This is a genomic window from Chromobacterium sp. Ag138 (assembly GCF_055181315.1).
Genome location: NZ_JBUPWA010000001.1, coordinates 738,735 through 756,225, shown reverse-complemented (window position 1 = coordinate 756,225; position 17,491 = coordinate 738,735). Strand labels below are relative to the sequence as shown.

14 protein-coding genes are annotated in these 17,491 nt (G+C 62.6%); 7 read left to right on the top strand and 7 right to left on the bottom strand.

What is annotated here, in order from left to right:
- Position 1: 1 nt before the first annotated feature.
- From ACY3GB_RS03125 to narI, 5 genes are all read left to right on the top strand, one after another.
- Complete coding sequence (locus ACY3GB_RS03125) at positions 2–1,381, top strand: NarK family nitrate/nitrite MFS transporter (protein ID WP_463087450.1); 1,380 nt, start codon at positions 2–4, stop codon at positions 1,379–1,381.
- A 271-nt stretch (positions 1,382–1,652) separates the two neighbouring features.
- The gene (locus ACY3GB_RS03120; RefSeq protein ID WP_463087449.1) at positions 1,653–5,360 is read left to right on the top strand and encodes a nitrate reductase subunit alpha; all 3,708 of its coding nucleotides are present in this window, start codon (positions 1,653–1,655) and stop codon (positions 5,358–5,360) included.
- On the top strand, positions 5,357–6,907 hold the full coding sequence (gene narH, locus ACY3GB_RS03115; protein WP_463087448.1) for a nitrate reductase subunit beta: 1,551 nt from the start codon (positions 5,357–5,359) through the stop codon (positions 6,905–6,907). The genes ACY3GB_RS03120 and narH overlap by 4 nt, the downstream gene beginning before the upstream one ends.
- Before the next feature lie 11 nt (positions 6,908–6,918).
- Complete coding sequence (gene narJ / locus ACY3GB_RS03110) at positions 6,919–7,563, top strand: nitrate reductase molybdenum cofactor assembly chaperone (RefSeq protein ID WP_463087447.1); 645 nt, start codon at positions 6,919–6,921, stop codon at positions 7,561–7,563.
- A 178-nt stretch (positions 7,564–7,741) separates the two neighbouring features.
- Positions 7,742–8,428, top strand: coding sequence for a respiratory nitrate reductase subunit gamma (narI, locus tag ACY3GB_RS03105; RefSeq protein ID WP_463087446.1), 687 nt, complete (start codon positions 7,742–7,744; stop codon positions 8,426–8,428).
- A 285-nt stretch (positions 8,429–8,713) separates the two neighbouring features.
- Here narI and ACY3GB_RS03100 read toward each other — a convergent pair whose 3' ends face one another.
- The 4 genes from ACY3GB_RS03100 to ACY3GB_RS03085 all read right to left on the bottom strand — a co-directional run bounded on the left by ACY3GB_RS03100 (position 8,714) and on the right by ACY3GB_RS03085 (position 13,337).
- Positions 8,714–9,574, bottom strand: a complete 861-nt coding sequence (locus tag ACY3GB_RS03100) for an FRG domain-containing protein (RefSeq protein ID WP_463087445.1) — start codon at positions 9,572–9,574, stop codon at positions 8,714–8,716.
- Between the two features lie 390 nt (positions 9,575–9,964).
- Positions 9,965–10,438 carry a super-infection exclusion protein B gene (locus ACY3GB_RS03095; RefSeq protein ID WP_463090910.1) on the bottom strand — a complete coding sequence of 158 codons (474 nt, stop codon included), beginning with the start codon at positions 10,436–10,438 and terminating at the stop codon, positions 9,965–9,967.
- Positions 10,439–10,794: 356 nt separating this feature from the next.
- Entirely contained in the window at positions 10,795–11,445 is a 651-nt protein-coding gene (locus tag ACY3GB_RS03090; RefSeq protein WP_463087444.1) for a response regulator, read from the bottom strand.
- Positions 11,442–13,337 carry a type IV pili methyl-accepting chemotaxis transducer N-terminal domain-containing protein gene (locus ACY3GB_RS03085; protein ID WP_463087443.1) on the bottom strand — a complete coding sequence of 632 codons (1,896 nt, stop codon included), beginning with the start codon at positions 13,335–13,337 and terminating at the stop codon, positions 11,442–11,444. The genes ACY3GB_RS03090 and ACY3GB_RS03085 overlap by 4 nt, the downstream gene beginning before the upstream one ends.
- 137 nt (positions 13,338–13,474) lie before the next feature.
- Here ACY3GB_RS03085 and mobB point away from each other — a divergent pair, with 137 nt between their 5' ends.
- On the top strand, positions 13,475–13,969 hold the full coding sequence (gene mobB, locus ACY3GB_RS03080; RefSeq protein ID WP_463087442.1) for a molybdopterin-guanine dinucleotide biosynthesis protein B: 495 nt from the start codon (positions 13,475–13,477) through the stop codon (positions 13,967–13,969).
- A 1-nt stretch (position 13,970) separates the two neighbouring features.
- Here the strand turns inward: mobB and moaA are convergent, their stop codons facing one another.
- Positions 13,971–14,945, bottom strand: coding sequence for a GTP 3',8-cyclase MoaA (gene moaA / locus ACY3GB_RS03075; protein ID WP_463087441.1), 975 nt, complete (start codon positions 14,943–14,945; stop codon positions 13,971–13,973).
- A gap of 284 nt (positions 14,946–15,229) precedes the next feature.
- On the opposite strand from moaA, the gene ACY3GB_RS03070 reads away from it, so the two are divergent.
- Positions 15,230–16,171, top strand: a complete 942-nt coding sequence (locus ACY3GB_RS03070; RefSeq protein ID WP_343478932.1) for a DMT family transporter — start codon at positions 15,230–15,232, stop codon at positions 16,169–16,171.
- 73 nt (positions 16,172–16,244) lie between these two features.
- Here ACY3GB_RS03070 and ACY3GB_RS03065 read toward each other — a convergent pair whose 3' ends face one another.
- Positions 16,245–16,814 carry a hypothetical protein gene (locus ACY3GB_RS03065; protein ID WP_463087440.1) on the bottom strand — a complete coding sequence of 190 codons (570 nt, stop codon included), beginning with the start codon at positions 16,812–16,814 and terminating at the stop codon, positions 16,245–16,247.
- Positions 16,811–17,461 (bottom strand): DUF484 family protein, encoded by a 651-nt coding sequence (locus ACY3GB_RS03060; RefSeq protein WP_463087439.1) that lies wholly within the window; start codon positions 17,459–17,461, stop codon positions 16,811–16,813. The genes ACY3GB_RS03065 and ACY3GB_RS03060 overlap by 4 nt, the downstream gene beginning before the upstream one ends.
- Positions 17,462–17,491 lie beyond the last annotated feature (30 nt).

Genomic DNA, 17,491 nt, shown 5'->3' with positions numbered 1-17,491 from the left:
CATGACTTATCTGATCAAACACTGGGAGCCGGAATCGGCCTCGTTCTGGCAGCAGAAAGGCCGCGCGGTGGCGCGGCGCAACCTGTGGATCTCGATTCCGGCGCTGACGCTGGCCTTCGCGATCTGGCAGGTATGGAGCGTGGCGGTGCTGAACATGCCGAATATCGGCTTCGGCTACAGCCAGAACCAGCTGTTCTGGCTGGCGGCGCTGCCGGCCTTGTCCGGCGCCACGCTGCGCATTTTCTATTCCTTCATGGTGCCGGTGTTCGGCGGGCGCAAGTGGACGGCGATTTCCACCGCCAGCTTGCTGATTCCCGCGGTGGGCATCGGTTTCGCGGTGCAAGACCCCAGCACCAGCTATGTCACCATGGTGACGTTGGCGCTGTTGTGCGGCTTCGGCGGCGGCAACTTCAGCTCCAGCATGGCCAATATCAGCTTCTTCTTTCCCAAGGCGGAGAAGGGCACCGCGCTGGGCCTGAACGCCGGTCTGGGCAATCTGGGCGTGTCCATCGTCCAGTTCGTGGTGCCCATCGTCATCACCATGGGCCTGTTCGGCCAGTTGGGCGGCGATCCGCAGCATTGGGCGAAGGGCGCGCTGTCCAAACAGATGTGGCTGCAGAACGCCGGCTTCGTCTGGGTGCCGTTCATCGCCGTGTCGGCGCTGGCGGCCTGGTTCGGCATGAATGACCTGGCCTCGGCCAAGTCCTCGTTCTCCGAACAGGCGGTGATCTTCACCCGCAAGCATAACTGGCTGATGTGCTGGCTGTACGTGGGCACCTTCGGCTCCTTTATCGGCTTCTCCGCCGGCTTTCCGCTGCTGGTGAAAGGCCAGTTTCCGGAAATCGACCCCACCCGCTATGCCTTCCTCGGTCCCCTGGTCGGCGCGCTGACCCGTCCGCTGGGCGGCTGGCTGGCGGACAAGATAGGCGGAGCCAAGGTGACGCAGACGGCGTTTTCGCTGATGGTATTGGGCGTGCTGGGCGTGATCTTCTTCCTGCCGCACGGCGGCCAGGGCGGCAGCTTCGCCGGCTTCTTCGCGATGTTCCTGTGCCTGTTCGCGCTGACGGGAATCGGCAACGGCTCCACTTTCATGCAGGTGCCGGCCATCTTCCTGACGCTGCATCAGCGCATGGCCGGCCCCGGCGAGGCGGCGCAGAAGCAGGCGACGCAAGACGCCACCCGCGAAGCGGCGGCGGTGCTGGGCTTCACCAGCGCGATAGGCGCGTATGGCGGCTTCTTCATTCCCAAGAGCTACGGCACCTCGATCGCGATGACCGGCGGCGTGGAAGCGGCTTTGTATTTGTTCATCGCCTTCTACCTGAGCTGCCTGGCGATCAACGGCTGGTACTACGCCCGCAAGAAGGCGGAGGTGCGCTGCTAAGCGGACGGCGCTTGTCGGCCGGGCATTGCAGCCTATGGCTTGGATGGTATCGAAAGGGCGCCCCCGGGCGCCTTTTTCACGTTCGGCTTTCGTTCTATTCCGGACTACTCCTTATGGCTTAGCCGGACCCCTTCCTCTGCCTGGTCCATTCACCCCTACTGGCCGATTGGGCGGCTTGAAGGCCAAAGGTAGGCTAAGAACCATCGCAACCAGTACCGGCAGCCGGGCGGCGGCGACGCAAGGCAAGGTTCCCGGCGCGCATGGAGGCAAGATGAGCCACTTTCTCGACAGACTGAATTTCCTAGGCAAGGTCAAGAGCACCTTCGCCGACGGCCACGGCGCGGTGGTGAATGAAGACCGCGGCTGGGAAGACGCGTACCGCCAGCGCTGGCAGCACGACAAGATCGTCCGCTCCACCCACGGCGTCAACTGCACCGGCTCCTGCAGCTGGAAAGTGTATGTGAAGAGCGGCCTGATCACCTGGGAAACCCAGCAGACCGACTATCCCCGCACCCGCCCGGACCTGCCCAACCACGAACCGCGAGGCTGTCCGCGCGGCGCGTCTTACAGTTGGTACGTGTATTCCGCCCAGCGCGTCAAATATCCGATGCTGCGCGGCGAACTGGCCCGGATGTGGCGCGAGGCGCGCCAGACCCTGAGCCCGGTCGAGGCCTGGGAAAAGATCAGCCAGACGCCCGAACTCGCCAAGCAATACAAGTCCGCGCGCGGCCAGGGCGGTTTCGTCCGCGCCAGCTGGGACGAGGCCAACGAGATCGTCGCGGCCGCCAACGCCTTCACCATCAAGAAATTCGGCCCGGACCGCGTGGTAGGCTTTTCACCGATCCCGGCGATGTCCATGGTGTCCTACGCCGCCGGCAGCCGCTACCTCAGCCTGATCGGCGGCGTGCCGCTGTCGTTCTACGACTGGTATTGCGACCTGCCGCCGGCCAGCCCGCAGACCTGGGGCGAGCAGACCGACGTGGCCGAGTCCGCCGACTGGTACAACTCCACCTACCTGATGGTGTGGGGCTCCAATGTGCCGATGACCCGCACCCCGGACGCCCACTTCTACACCGAGGTGCGCTACAAGGGCACTAAGACAGTGGCGGTGTCGTCCGACTTCGGCGAAATGGCCAAGTTCGGCGACATCTGGCTGGCGCCCAAGCAGGGCACCGACGCCGCGCTGGCGATGGCGATGGGCCACGTGATCTTCAAGGAATTCCATCTCGACCAGCCGTCCGCCTACTTCACCGACTACATCCGCCGCTACACCGACATGCCGATGCTGGTGACGCTCAAGCGCGACGGCGAGCGCTGGCTGCCGGACTACTTCCTGCGCGCCTCGCATCTTGACGGCCAATTGGGCGAAGACAACAACCCGGACTGGAAAACCCTGTTGATCGACGAGGCCAGCGGCGACATCGTCGCGCCCAATGGATCGATCGGCTTCCGCTGGGGCCAGGCCGAGGGCAAGACCGGCAAGTGGAACCTGGAGCAGAAGGCCGAGGGCGCGCGCGAGGTGTCGGGGCGCTTGTCGCTGATCGAGCATCGCGACGAGGTGGTGGGCGTAGGCTTCCCGTATTTCGGCTCCGAGCACGATGAATTGCTGACCCGCAATGTGCCGGCCAAGCGCGTCAAGCTGGCCGACGGCAGCGAGGCGCTGGTGGCCACGGTGTTCGACCTGATGGCCGCCAACTACGGCCTGGACCGCGGCCTGGGCGGCGGCAACCTCGCCATCGACTACATGGACGACGTACCGTACACGCCGGCCTGGCAACAGAAGCACACCGGCGTGAAGCCGGAGCTGGTGATCCAGGTGGCGCGCGAGTTCGCGAAGAACGCCGACCAGACCCAGGGCAAGTCGATGGTCATCGTCGGCGCGGCGCTGAACCACTGGTACCACATGGACATGACCTACCGCGGCATCATCAATATGCTGATGCTGTGTGGTTGCATCGGCCAGTCCGGCGGCGGCTGGTGCCACTACGTCGGTCAGGAAAAGCTGCGGCCGCAAACCGGCTGGGCGCCGCTGGCCTTCGCAGGCGACTGGAACCGCCCGGCGCGGCAGATGAACGGCACCAGCTTCTTCTACGCCCACACCAGCCAGTGGCGGCATGAAAAACTGGGCGTGGGCGAGATCCTGTGCCCGACCGCCGACGGCAAGATGGCCGATATGGCGCTGATCGATTACAACGCCAAGGCCGAGCGGATGGGCTGGCTGCCGTCCGCGCCGCAGCTGTCCGCCAACCCGCTGGACATCACCCGCGCCGCCGCGGAGGCGGGCCTGGACCCGGTCGCCTATACCGTGGACGGTTTGAAATCGGGCCGGCTGGACATGGCCTGCAATGATCCGGACAACCCGCAGAACTTCCCGCGCAATATGTTCGTGTGGCGCTCCAACATCCTGGGCAGCTCCGGCAAGGGCCACGAGTACTTCCTCAAATACCTGCTGGGCACCCAGAACGCGGTGCTGGGCTCGGAAGACGAATGCATCAAGCCATCCGAGATCACCGTGCGTCCGGCCGCCGAGGGCAAGCTGGACCTGATGGTGGTGCTGGACTTCCGCATGTCCACCACCTGCCTGTACGGCGACATCGTGCTGCCCACCGCCACCTGGTACGAGAAGGACGACCTCAACACCTCCGACATGCACCCCTTCATCCATCCGCTGTCCGAGGCCGTGCAGCCCTTGTGGCAGGCCAGGAGCGACTGGGAAATCTACAAGGGCTTCGCCAAGAGCCTGTCCGAGATCGGCAAGGATTATCTGGGCACGCAGAGGGACCTGGTGCTGACGCCGTTGATGCACGACAGCCCGCAGGAGCTGGGCCAGCCTTTCGACCCCAAGGACTGGAAGAAAGGCGAGTGCGAGCCGCTGCCGGGCAAGACCATGCCGGCGATGACGGTGGTGGAGCGCGACTACGGCGCGATCTACGACAAGTTCACCACCATCGGCCCCTTGCTGGAAAAGGCCGGCAACGGCGGCAAGGGCATAGGCTGGAAGACGGCGCACGAGGTGGACATCCTGCGCGGCCTGAACCAGGTGGCGCAATCGGGCGCCGGCAAGGGCCAGCCCCGGCTGGAGACCGCCATCGACGCGGCGGAGATGATTCTGACGCTGGCGCCGGAGACCAACGGCCATGTGGCGGTGAAAGCCTGGGACGCGCTGTCGAAAATCACCGGCCGCGACCATACACACCTTGCCCGCCCGCGCGAGCATGACACCATCCGTTTCCGCGACGTGCAGGCGCAGCCGCGCAAGATCATTTCCTCGCCGACCTGGTCCGGTCTGGAAAGCGAGGAAGTCAGCTACAACGCGGGTTACACCAATGTCCACGAACTGATTCCGTGGCGCACGCTGACCGGCCGCCAGCAGTTTTACCAGGATCACCAGTGGATGCGCGCCTTCGGCGAGGGATTGTGTGTGTATAAGCCGGCGGTCGATTTGAAGACCACGCAGGCTGTGCTGGGCAAGCACGGCAACGGCAATCACGAGCTGGTGCTGAACTTCATCACCCCGCACCAGAAATGGGGCATACACAGCACCTATTCCGACAATCTGCGCATGCTGACGCTGAGCCGCGGCGGGCCTCACGTGTGGCTGTCCGAGATCGACGCCGCCAAGGCCGGCATCGCCGACAACGACTGGATCGAGGTGTTCAACGTCAACGGCACGCTGACCGCCCGCGCCGTGGTGTCGCAGCGGGTGCCGGAAGGCATGACGCTGATGTACCACGCCCAGGAGAAGATCGTGAACGTGCCGGGCGCCGAAGTGTCCGGCAAGCGCGGCGGCATTCACAACTCGGTGACCCGGACCGTGACCAAGCCCACCCACATGATAGGCGGCTACGCCCAGCTGTCCTGGGGCTTCAATTACTACGGCACGGTGGGCGCCAACCGCGACGAGTTCGTGGTGGTGCGCAAGATGGACAAAGTCGACTGGATGGACGAGACGGCTCCGTCCGCGGGAGAGAAGCAATGAAGATACGCGCGCAAATCGGCATGGTGCTGAACCTGGACAAGTGCATCGGTTGCCACACCTGTTCGGTCACCTGCAAGAACGTGTGGACCAGCCGCGACGGCATCGAGTACGCCTGGTTCAACAATGTGGAAACCAAGCCCGGCATCGGCTACCCCAAGGACTGGGAAAACCAGGACAAGTGGCAGGGCGGCTGGAAGCGGCGCAGCGACGGCAAGCTGGAGCCGCGCCAGGGCGGCAAACTGAAAATTTTGGCCAATATCTTCGCCAACCCCAACCTGCCGGCCATCGACGACTACTACGAGCCGTTCACCTACGACTACGAGCATCTGCAGAACGCGCCGCGGATGCAGACGCCGCCGACCGCGCGGCCGGTGTCGGTGCTGACCGGCAAGAAGATGGACAAGATCGAGTGGGGCCCGAACTGGGAGGACGACCTGGGCGGCGAATTCTCCAAGCGCGCCAAGGACGCCTTGTTCGAAGGCATCCAGAAGGAGATGTACTCGGCCTTCGAAAACACCTTCATGATGTATCTGCCGCGGCTGTGCGAACACTGCCTGAACCCGGCCTGCGTCGCCTCCTGCCCGTCCGGCTCCATCTACAAGCGCGAAGACGACGGCATCGTGCTGATCGACCAGGACAAGTGCCGCGGCTGGCGGATGTGCGTGTCTGGCTGTCCGTACAAGAAGATTTATTACAACTGGACGTCCGGCAAGGCCGAGAAGTGCATCTTCTGCTACCCGCGCATCGAGTCCGGCCAGCCTACCGTGTGCTCGGAAACCTGCGTCGGCCGCATCCGCTACCTTGGCGTGCTGCTGTACGACGCCGACCAGATCGAGCAGGCGGCGGCGGTGGAAGATCCGCAGGATCTGTACCAGTCGCAGCTGGACCTGTTCCTGGACCCGAATGATCCGGCCATCGCGGCCGAGGCGCTGAAGCAGGGCATCCCGCAAAGCTGGCTGGACGCCGCCCGCCGCTCGCCGGTGTACAAGATGGCGATGGAGTGGAAGGTGGCCTTCCCGCTGCACCCGGAATACCGGACGCTGCCGATGGTGTGGTACATCCCGCCGCTGTCGCCGATCCAGAGCGCGATGGAGAACGGCCTGATAGGCGAGGGCGGCATCATCCCGGACGTGCAGAGCCTGCGCATTCCCATCAAGTATCTGGCCAACCTGCTGACGGCGGGCAAGGAAGAACCGGTGGTCAAGGCGCTGGAAACCATGGTGGCGATGCGCCGCTACATGCGCAAGAAGAGCGTGGAGAAGGTTAGCGACGCGTCGACCTTGGCCGGCACCCACCTGAGCTCAAGCCAGGTGGAAGAGATGTACCAGGTGATGGCCATCGCCAATTACGAAGACCGCTTCGTGATTCCGTCCAGCCACAAGGAAATGGTGGAGGAGGCGTTCGAGGACAAGGCCAGCTGCGGCTTCAGCTTCGGCAACGGCTGCTCCGGCGGCGAATCCGAGGCCAGCCTGTTCGGCAAGAAGAAGGCCACGCCCATCGTGTTCCACGACATGCGGCGCGACCGCAAGTCCAACGCCGGCAACTGAGGGAGACCATCATGCGCATCCACGCCATTCTGTCCGCGCTCTTGTGCTACCCGGAGGCCGAACTGGCGGCCGCGGTGGACGAGATCCGCGCCGAGGCGGCCGAGCACCTGCAAACCGCCAGCCTGCTGGAGCCCTTGCTGCAGGCACTGGAGAGCGAGGACCTGATCGTGCTGCAGCAGCGTTACGTGCTCACCTTCGACCGCACCCCCTCCCACTCGCTGCACTTGTTCGAGCATATCCACGGCGAGGACCGCGCCCGCGGCCAGGCCATGGTGGACCTGCTGGAGGAATACCGCCGCCACGGCTTCGAGCCGGCCTGCAGCGAGCTGCCGGACTACCTGCCGCTGTTCCTGGAGTTTTTGGGCCAGTGTGACAAGGCCGAGTCCGAACGGCTGCTGGGCGACGCGGCGCATGTGATCGGCCATGTGGCCGGCAAGCTGAATGATGCCGGCTCGGTGTACGCCGGCCTGTTCGACGCGCTGCTGACCTTGTCTCCGGTCAAGCCGGAGCCGCTGCAGGCGCCGCCCATCCGCGACATGGACGAAATGCTGGAAACCTTCGGCCCCGGTGCGGACGGCGTGGAGCCCTTGCTGAAGCCGGCCCTGCCGGCCATCGCGCCGGTCAATTTTTATCCGCCGGCGCGGGGCGCGCGCTAGCGCCAGAGCCTCACTCTCTGCTTGCGGGAAAAGGGCAGGGAGAGCGGGCGGGCCAGGCCAAAGGCTTTCGGCCAGGGCCAAGGCCGCCATGTAGAACCCAAATCCCCCTCTCCCCTCGCGGGAGAGGGCCGGGGAGAGGGGGCGATGCCGCCCGCTCTCCGCCATGCAGGAGAAAACCATGAGCTACCTTCATCAATTTGTATTCGGCATCTACCCCTATATCGCGCTGGCCATCTTCCTGCTGGGCAGCCTGATCCGCTTCGAGCGCGAGCAATACAGCTGGAAGAGCGAGTCGTCCCAGCTGCTGTACCGCGGCCAGCTGCGGCTGGGCAATATCCTGTTCCACCTGGGCATCATCGGCTTGTTTTTCGGCCACCTGGCCGGCCTGTTGACGCCGCTGGCGGTGTGGGAAGCGCTGGGCGTCAGCCACAGCTTCAAGCAACTGGTGGCGATGAGCGCCGGCGGCCTGATGGGCAGCCTGTGCCTGATCGGCATCGCGCTGCTGCTGCACCGCCGCTTTATGTGCGACCGCCTGGCGGCCAACACCACCTGGCGCGACAAGCTGGTGCTGCTGTGGATACTGGCGACGCTGCTATTGGGCCTGTCCACCATCTTCGTGTCGGCCCTGCACCGGGACGGCGGCGAAATGGTGCTGCTGATGAGCTGGGCGCAGCATATCGTCACCTTCCGCGGCGACGCGGCGGATTTCATCGTCTCCGCCTCGCCGGTGTTCAAGCTGCACCTGTTCATGGGCATGAGTTTGTTCGTGATCTTCCCCTTCACCCGGCTGGTGCACGTGTGGAGCGGCTTCGGCGCGGTGACCTATCTGGGACGGGCCTGGCAGCTGGTGCGCCCGCGCGGCTGAACGCCTGGGCATGAAAAACGCCGCGCATCCGGTGAGGGCGTGCGGCGTTTTGTTTGGGCAGACCACGTTTCGTTTCCCGTAGAGGTCCGTGGTGTTATCCGGGTAGATGCGGTGGATCGCCCCTGCGGGGCATCCACCCTACGCCTGTCGTAGGGCGGAATCGCGCCGCAGGCGTGAGTTCCGCCGGCGAGTGGCTGATATCCGGGGGGCGAGGCAACGACTAAGCAAACGGGCAGGCAAAAGCGTCGCTTTTGACTGTCCAGCGAGCGATAGTTGAGCGCATGGTTATGCTTTTTTATACTTTTGCTTCAAATAGTCGGCTGCAGTATCCATTTCTGGATAAATTTTGTCTTTGGAAAAGCCGAGTAGCTCTAGTTGATCCCTGAGCATTGGTTTGTTCTGCACTTTAAATCTTTGTGGTTCGAATTCTTCTTTTTTATAGTCGGCAAGCTTTTTCTTTGTGCCATCTATTCCGAATAGAAGGAATGCGCCGTCTTGTTTTATTATTCTTCGATTGTTGAGCAGGGGCTTGACGCACCATATTGATTGAAGGTGATCTTTCTCTATGACGTGGGAAAAGTATGGCTTCTCGTCTTTAATCTCGTGCAGCAAGTATTGAATATGTGGCTGACTGTTAAATCGCTTAATCCATTTCGACTTATCTTCGCCCTCTGATATTTTTCGCGATGTTTTGCTGATGTCGAGTTTATTGTAAGGTCTTTTAACGATGTTTGAGACTACGCTTACGGTGTCTGAATCGTAATATTTTATAAATTTGTCTGGTATCGCGTAAACTATGAATTCGCCTGCTTCTGAGTCGGTATTTTCATCGGCTTCTACTGCAAAAAATAGCGCAACCAAAGGGTTTGTTGTTATGTCGAGAAGGCGCGTGGGTAGGCCGTAATGTTGCATTTTTGTTAGAATTTCAAAGGTTGATTTTTGGCCTTTAAATTCATCAGGATTTCTTATAATAAACTCTTTGAAAAGCTTGTCCTCGCTTTCAAGGAACCCATCTCTGTCGATTGATGGCTTAATGGATTCGTATTTTTTCTTTTGCCCTCTAAAGTATAAGCTGTGGCCGGGTTTTTTTATCTTAGATATCTGATCCAGTAGTGTGGTAATACTATCAATTTTAGGTTCTGTCATCGGGTATCTCTTAGGCTAGGCCGCAAAATGCATCTGGGGCATAATGTGTGAATTAAGCCGCACCGCGAAGCAGCGTCAGCTTGAATAAAATATTAGCACTGCACGAGTAAATAACCGCACCAGCGCAGTCCACCAAAAATTTATTCAACAGCAAGCAACGAATCAATAAGAGCTTGGTCGCATAATCGGGAAGTTCCGTCAGCCAGCTTGTTTGTCTTCGGCGCGGCAAGTTTCACAAATCCCCATTCACGTCACACGACGAAGCGCCAAGCTGACAAGTCGCAGCCAGCGACTGCGAAACCCACCAAACAACAACCTTCTAACGTAAAAGTGAGGGGCGAGTCGCCGATAGGCGGCGCGTCCCTCTTGACTGCCGGGTTGGGCAGTATGTTACCAATACGACTCCCGTTTATCAGTTCGGTAGGTATTGGTGGTTCCTTCGAGCAGATGCGGATGTGCGTGGAGATAATCCCATGCGAAGTCGCTAATATTATGTGCGAACCCTTCAAGAACATTGCCGAGAGAGACGGATTGGAAAATGATGCCATCGGCTTTGAGTCCTTGAACAACGCCATCTTCAATGCGGAGCATATTGGCTCGCGTATTCATGGCGAGGTAAAAGCGGAGAATTTGCTTTTCATCTTCTGTCAGGCTATGGAGTCTATCGATTATGCGCCTATAGATATTTCTCCGTCTTCGCCATTTTTTGATGAGGCCGGTTATATCGGCGGCAACAGAGACAACAAAAAGCGACACGGTGACAATAAGGGTAAGGCCGAGAACCGCGCGATTGTTTTGTGCAAACTCCGCAACGCCGATTTGCTCGAGGAACTGGCGACTTGGAAAAAGGAGGATGGCAGCCATAGCTCCGAGCGCTATGAGATAACGTGGCGCGAGCTTCAGGAACTCAAGAAACGTCTTTGCGATTTCGGCGGTGATCATCTTAAGCTGCCCAACTTGTAATTAGACACCCGAAATGTCGAGTGAAACCACCAGATTTTGGCGCATAAAAATTATGCCGTCAAGATTTCATATTGAAATCAGTATGATGCGGCTCGGACTAACTATTTTAGGCGACCTAAGAATGGGAAAAACACACCACTCTATAAGCTAGGTCATTCCACGCTGAATTCATTAAACACATGAGAGGGGAACGCGGGTTAGCCTTGGCCGCCCCGCGCTACGATGGTATGGCTGTGGGATATCAAACCGGGCGAGGCTCAAGCCTTGTCCAGCCCATGCTCGACGGCGTAAACCGCCGCCTGCACCCGGCTGCTCAGCGACAGCTTGCGCAGGATGTTCTGCACGTGGACTTTGACCGTGCTCTCGGCCAGGTCCAGCGCGCGGGCGATTTCCTTGTTGCTGGCGCCGCGGGCCAGCCAGCTCAGCGTTTCGCGCTCGCGCGGGGTCAGGGTGTCCAGCTCGCTGGTCTTGGCGCTGGGCGGCTGGCGCAGCCGGGCCAGCAGCTTGGTGGTCATTTCTGGCGACAGCACGCTGTCGCCGTCCACGGCGCGACGTATGCTGTCCAGCAGGAAGTCGGCGTTGATGTTCTTCAGCAGGTAGCCGCGCGCGCCGCCGCGCATGCATTCGGCCAGATCGTCTCCATCCTCGGACACGGTCAGCATCAGCACCGCGGCGTCGGGACAGCCGCTCAGTATCTGCGCCAGCGCTTCGCGGCCGTTCATCACCGGCATGTCCAGGTCCAGCAGCACCACGTCGGGCCGCAGCAGCTCGGCCTGCTTGACGCCGTCCAACCCGTCGGCGGCTTCGCCGACCACTAGAAAGTCATCCTGGCGCTGCAGCAGCGCCTTGAGGCCGCTGCGGAACAGCGTGTGGTCGTCGATCAGTAAAATGCGTATGGCTTGTGTCATGCGCTGGTGCGCTCCTCTTTGGGCAGGGTCAGCTCCACCGTGGTGCCTTGTTTCGGCGCGGAGCTGATCTGAATCTGGCTGTGTATGCGGTTGGCCCGCTCTTGCATGATGGACACCCCGACGTGGCGCGCGGATTTCGCCGCCAGCTGGCCGGAGTCGAAGCCGCGGCCGTTGTCGCGGATGCGCATGCTGAAGCTGGCGGTGTTGTCGATTTCCACTTCCACCTCGCTGGCTTCGGCGTGCTTGCGGATATTGGACAGCGCTTCCTGCAGGATGAAGAACACTTGCAGCTGCTGTTGCGGGTCCAGCGGCTTGCCTTCGCCGCGCATTTCCAGCGCCACCGGCACCCGGGTCTGCTGCTCGAAGCGCTGCAGCAGGGTGCGCACCGCTTCCGGGAATTCCTGGCGGCTGATGCGGGTGCGGAAGTTGAGCAGCAGTTCCCTGACGTCTTCGTAGCACTCCTGCACGCCGGCGCGGATGAAGGCCAGGTTCTCGCGGGCCAGTTCCTCCTCGCGCGAATTCATCGCCTCTTCCAGCATCTGCGCCTGCAGATTGAGGAAGGACAGCGATTGGGCGATGCTGTCGTGCAGGCCCTGGGCCATCAGGTTGCGCTCCTCCGATACGGCGAACTGGCGCTCGCGCGCGCTCAGCCGCTGGTTTTCGATGGCGACGCCCAGATGCTGGCCCAGGGTTTCGATCAGCATTTGCTCCGGCATCGACAAGACGCGCTTCTGGCGGAAGTACAGCGTGAAGATGCCGACATCCTCGCGCTGGCTGCGGATGTGGAACACGGCGATGGAGGCGAAGCCGGCCTTGCCGCAGTGGCGGATATCCTCGCCTTCCAGCTCGCCGATATGGCGCAGCACGGCGAAGGGCTGTTGCGCCGCTTCGCCGCAGTGGCAGGCGTCGTCGGGAATGCATTCCTCGACCAGCGCCATCTCTTCCGGCAGCCCCTGCTGGGCGATCTGATCCAGCTTGCCGCGCTCGGGGTCCACCAGCCTGGCGTTGGCCGCGTCGGCGCCGGTCAGCTGCATCAGCCGGCCGATGAAGCCGTGGCAGGTTTCGTCCAGCGCGCGCTGCTGGTGCAGGAAGGATGTCATGTCGTACAGCGTTTTTAGCCGCAGGTTCTGTTCTTCCACTTCGCGGGTTTTCTGTTGCACCTTGCTTTCCAGATTCTGGTACAGGTCTTGCGCCCGCTCTGCCATCTGGTTGAAGCCTTCGGCCAGCATGCCGAATTCGTCCTGTCGGTCCACCTTGACCCGCGTGTCCAGCTCGCCCTCGCGCAGGCGGCGTATCGCGTCGCTCAGGGTATTGACCGGGTTGATCACCATCAGGAACAGCATGTAGGCCATGGTCACCGCACCGGCCAGCGCCATCGCGATCAGCACCATCTGGAACATGCGCAGCAGATTGGTGTGGTTTTCGTTGTCGCGCTCCAGCAGGCTGACCAAGCTGTCTATCTCGGCGACGAAGGCGTGCAGCTGCTGGGTGGTGGGTTGGCTGCCGGCGGCCAGCAGCCGCGGGCGGATGTCGCTGCGCCAGCGTTGCTCCAGGCGTTGTTCCTGGGCGCGGATGTCGCGGTTGTCGGGGAGGAACAGCGGCCGGGCCGGGTCGCCGTGCTTCAGCCGGGCCAGTGTCTGGTCGAAGCCGTCTATCTCGTCGCGCAGCAGGCGGTCTGGGGCCTGGGTGGACAGCAGGTAGGCGGCGCGGAAAGTGCGCATGCGCAGGCTGCCCACGTCGTTGATCGCGGCGGCGCCGCCCTCCAGCCGCCAGGACAGGGCCAGCGTATAGCCTATCGAGACCAGCGCGACGAAGAGCGCCAGCAGCGACAGCACCAGCAATTTGCTGGCCAGGGTCTGGAAGCGGGGGGGCGCAAGGCGGATGTCGGGCATGGGCATATTCTGCTTTTGGCGGATGGCGTACTGCGGCGGCGGGCTGCACAATAGGCAGTCGCGGTTATGGTTTAAATATTGATTGTTTCAACATAGCTTTTATCGGTGTTCGAGACAATCCGCCAAAAGGAGAAGGCATGCAAGCGGTACTGGGCATATGCGGCTATTCGGGCAGCGGCAAGACCACTTTGCTGGAGGCCTTGTTGCCTGTGTTGACGCGGCGCGGGCTGAGGGTGTCGGTGATCAAGCACAGCCACCACGATGTGCAGCTGGATGCGCCCGGCAAGGACAGTTTTCGCCATCGCCAGGCCGGCGCCTGCGAGGTGATGATCGTGTCCCCGCATCGGGTGGGCGTGTTTGCTGAGACCGCGCGCGAGCTGACGCTGGACGAGCAGCTGGCGCGCCTGTCGCCGTGCGATCTGGTGCTGCTGGAGGGACAGAAGAGCCTGCCTGTGCCCAAGCTGGAGGTGTACCGGCCGGCGCTGGGCAAGCCGGCGCGCTATCTGGATGACAGGGATGTGATCGCGGTGGCCAGCGACGCGCCGTTGGCGGCGGCCATTCCGGTGCTGGATCTGAACGACGCGGAGGGGGTGGCGCATTTCATTGCCGCCTGGCTGGCGGATCAGCGGTGATTCAGCCGCCGGTCTGCGACATGAAGCGCATCACCTTGGCCGGCGCTTCGCGGAAGTCGTGTTTTTCCGGCTTCAGCTCGATGGCGGCGCGGATGGCGCGGTCCAGCTCGGCGTCGCTGCAGCCGGCGCGCAGCAGCGGCCGCAGCTCGAAACGCTGCTCCTGGCCCAGGCACAGGTAGAGCGTGCCGTCCACAGACATCCTCACCCGGTTGCAGCTGGCGCAGAAGTGCTGGCTGATCGGCGTGATCAGGCCCAGCGTGAAGCGGCCGTCGCGCGATCCCCAATAGCGGGCCGGCCCGCCGCCCAGGCTGGCGCTGAGCTCGGACAGGCAGAAGCGGCGGCCCAGCCGCTCCAGTATCGGCGCCAGCTCGCTGCCGCGGGCGTCCCGGCCGCTGTCGCCCATCGGCATCGCCTCGATCAGGCGCAGGATAAAGCCGTGCTCGATGCAGAATTCCGCCATCGCTTCGATATCGCCGTCGTTGACGCCGGCGATCGGCACCATATTGATCTTGATCCGCTCGAAGCCCGCCGCTTTGGCGGCGGACAGGCCGGCCAGCGCCTTGGGCAGGCTGTCGCTGCCGGTCAGCTGCGCCACGCAATCGCGGCGCAACGAATCCAGGCTGACATTGAGCCGGCTCACGCCGGCGCGGCGCAGCGCCTCGGCGTGGCGCTCCAGCTGGGTGGCGTTGGTGGACAGGGAAAGGTCCGCCAGGCCGGGCAGGGCGGACAGCCTGCCGGCCAGCGAGGGCAGGTCGCGGCGCAGCAGCGGCTCGCCGCCGGTCAGGCGGATGCGGCGCGCGCCCAGACGGACGAAGGCGGCGGCGACGCGTTCGATCTCGTCGAAGCTTAGCCAGTGCGCGGGCTCTTCGAAGCCTTTGAAACCCTTGGGCAGACAATAGCTGCAGCGCAGGTCGCAGCGATCGGTGACGGAAAGCCGCAGGTAATCGATGGCGCGGCCGAAGCGGTCGGACAACATGGTGCATCCTTGGGGGACTGCCGAGATAGTGAAAATTGTATGCGGGAAAGCGCCGCGCGGCAGTTGCCTGGAGGTGGGAGGCGGTCTAGCTATTTAGGCGTAGGGGGCGGAGGGCGGCGGCGCATGGACTCTGTGGATGTAATTTGCGCGGTTTTGTTCTTTCTTGAACTTTTCTTCCGATCATGATTTTTTAGCATATGAAATATTTCATTGTTTGATTATTTATTGAAATAATGCTTCTTTGAATTATTGTAAAATGGCACAAATTGTTTACATTCGTCGCCATGCCCGCCATTCATTCCCAACGCAACGCTTACATCCTGTTGGTGTTGACCATGTTGATGTGGTCCACCAATTTCGTCATCGCCCGCGCGCTGCATACGCAGCTGGGGCCGTTCACGCTGGCTTTCGCCCGCTGGGGCATCGCCCTGGCCTGCGTGCTGCCGTTCGCGCTGCCCAGGCTGGGCCGCAACTGGAGCAAGCTGCGCGCGCAATGGCCGTTGCTGCTTGTCCTGGGCCTGTTCGGCATCGGCCTGACCAATACCTTCGTCTACTGGGCGGTACAGACCACCACCGCCACCAACGCGGTGATCCTCAACAGCGCGACGCCGGTGATGGTGCTGCTGCTGGGCTCGCTGTATTTCCGCCAGCGCTTGAGCAGCCGGCAGTGGATGGGCATGACGCTGGCGCTGTGCGGCGCGCTGCTGATCGTGCTGAAGGGCAATCTGCTGGAGATCGGCGGTTTTCATTTCAGCGGCGGCGACCTGTTCGTGCTGGCCGGCGGCCTGAGCTGGGCCATCTACACGCTGGGCCTGCGCAAGCTGAAGCCGGGCATCGATCCCATGGTGCAGATGGCCGCGCTGCTGCTGGTGGGCGAGGCGGTATTGCTGCCCTTGTTCCTGGGCGAGCTGTCGTCGCGCGGCCTGCCGACGCTGGACGCCGGCGCCGCGGCCAGTTTGCTGTATCTGGGCGCGTTGCCTTCGGTGGTGGCTTATCTGCTGTACAACCGCGCCATCGCGATGGTGGGCACCGCCAAGGCGGCCGCTTTCCTGTACCTGATGCCGGCTTTCGGCGCGATGCAATCGATCGCGCTGTTGGGCGAAGAGCTGCATTGGTATCACGCGGCCGGGCTGGCGGCGATTTTCGGCGGCATCGCGCTCAGCTCCCTGAGTCGCGGAGCCGCTAGGGAGCGCGCCGGCGCGGCGCTGAGGGCGAAGGAGTCCTGATCCGGCAGCCTGGCCAAAATGAAAAAGGCGGCGCTTTTCAGCGCCGCCTTTTTCATGGCCGACAGCGGATCGGCTAGGTCAGGTACAGCAGCAGCGGCATCACGCGCACCGTCAGCCAGGCCAGCACGACCGGCAGGATCAGGCACAGCCCGCCCCAGAAGACCCAGGAAGTCTCGCAATCCGAGCGCCGGCGCATTTCCATCAGCTGCAGCCGGTAGGCGAGATAGCTGATGGCGGCGACCAGCGGCGACACCAGCACATAGGCGGCCATGGGACGCCACTCCAGCCACGGCGACAGCGCCAGCACCCCGAGGTGCAAGGCCAGCTGGCTGGCGCACAGCGCCGCCAGCCGCAGGTCGCGGCCCGGGAAGCGCATGGCGCGCCGGCTCACGCGCATGTGGACCGCCGCCCACATCGCGGCGGCGATGCCCAGCCAGGCGTAAGGGTAGAACAGCGGCAATACCAGAGGTTCGATCGATACCGGTTCCGGATGGTGGTCCAGCAGCGCCGCCAGTATCAGGTAGGCGGCCAGGAAACAGGCGACAGCGGTGCCGTCGCGGCTGCGGACCAGCCGCCAGGCCATGTGCAGCGAAAACAGGATGAGGACAAGCAGCAGCAGGATTCCGACAGGCGTCGCCGTCATGCAGCCTCCAGCGCCGACAGCAGCGCGGCGGATACCAGCTCGCCGATCTGGGCCAGGTACTGGGTGTGCATGTCGAAGGTGAAACGCTGGGAATCGTCGCTGGCCAGCACCAGAATGCCGAAGGGCTGGCCGCCGGCGTCTTTCAGCGCCACCTGGGCGAAGGACTGCAGCACCGGCGTGGCGGGGAACCAGCTCAGCACCTCGTCGTTGACGTAAGGCCCGCAATACGGCGCCGCTAGATTGCGGGCCAGGCCCTGCACTTCGCTGCGGGCGTTGTAATGCTCGGCGTCCTTCTCCGCGGCCGGGTGCCACAGTTTCAGCGCGGCGCGGTCCAGCTGGAACTCCTGGCGCAGGCTGCCTTTCAGCTCGGCGATCAGCTCGCCGGGGCCGCGCGCGGCAAGCAAGGCCAGCGTCAGGCGGTGCAGCCTGGCCAGCAGGCGGTCATTATCCTGGCCGCGCTCGATCAGCTGCTGCAGCTGAGCCTCCAGCTGGCGGTTCTGGTCCTTCAGCTCCAGCATCTGGCGCTCGACGAAGGAGATCACGCGCTCGCCGTTCTGCGGCGCGGCCTGCAGGTTGTAACGCGGGGCGTGCTGCTGCAGGAAGTCGGGATGCTCGTCGAGAAACGCCAGGACTTGTTCGCTGTGCATCTGCCTTGTCCTTTCCTTATCGGGATGCGG

Excerpts from the sequence above, each read along its gene's own strand:
- ACY3GB_RS03125 (WP_463087450.1), top strand. The coding sequence starts at position 2 with ATGACTTATCTGATCAAACACTGGGAGCCGGAATCGGCCTCGTTCTGG.
- ACY3GB_RS03120 (WP_463087449.1), top strand. The coding sequence starts at position 1,653 with ATGAGCCACTTTCTCGACAGACTGAATTTCCTAGGCAAGGTCAAGAGC.
- narH (WP_463087448.1), top strand. The coding sequence starts at position 5,357 with ATGAAGATACGCGCGCAAATCGGCATGGTGCTGAACCTGGACAAGTGC.
- narJ (WP_463087447.1), top strand. The coding sequence starts at position 6,919 with ATGCGCATCCACGCCATTCTGTCCGCGCTCTTGTGCTACCCGGAGGCC.
- narI (WP_463087446.1), top strand. The coding sequence starts at position 7,742 with ATGAGCTACCTTCATCAATTTGTATTCGGCATCTACCCCTATATCGCG.
- ACY3GB_RS03100 (WP_463087445.1), bottom strand. The coding sequence starts at position 9,574 with ATGACAGAACCTAAAATTGATAGTATTACCACACTACTGGATCAGATA.
- ACY3GB_RS03095 (WP_463090910.1), bottom strand. The coding sequence starts at position 10,438 with ATGGCTGCCATCCTCCTTTTTCCAAGTCGCCAGTTCCTCGAGCAAATC.
- ACY3GB_RS03090 (WP_463087444.1), bottom strand. The coding sequence starts at position 11,445 with ATGACACAAGCCATACGCATTTTACTGATCGACGACCACACGCTGTTC.
- ACY3GB_RS03085 (WP_463087443.1), bottom strand. The coding sequence starts at position 13,337 with ATGCCCGACATCCGCCTTGCGCCCCCCCGCTTCCAGACCCTGGCCAGC.
- mobB (WP_463087442.1), top strand. The coding sequence starts at position 13,475 with ATGCAAGCGGTACTGGGCATATGCGGCTATTCGGGCAGCGGCAAGACC.
- moaA (WP_463087441.1), bottom strand. The coding sequence starts at position 14,945 with ATGTTGTCCGACCGCTTCGGCCGCGCCATCGATTACCTGCGGCTTTCC.
- ACY3GB_RS03070 (WP_343478932.1), top strand. The coding sequence starts at position 15,230 with ATGCCCGCCATTCATTCCCAACGCAACGCTTACATCCTGTTGGTGTTG.
- ACY3GB_RS03065 (WP_463087440.1), bottom strand. The coding sequence starts at position 16,814 with ATGACGGCGACGCCTGTCGGAATCCTGCTGCTGCTTGTCCTCATCCTG.
- ACY3GB_RS03060 (WP_463087439.1), bottom strand. The coding sequence starts at position 17,461 with ATGCACAGCGAACAAGTCCTGGCGTTTCTCGACGAGCATCCCGACTTC.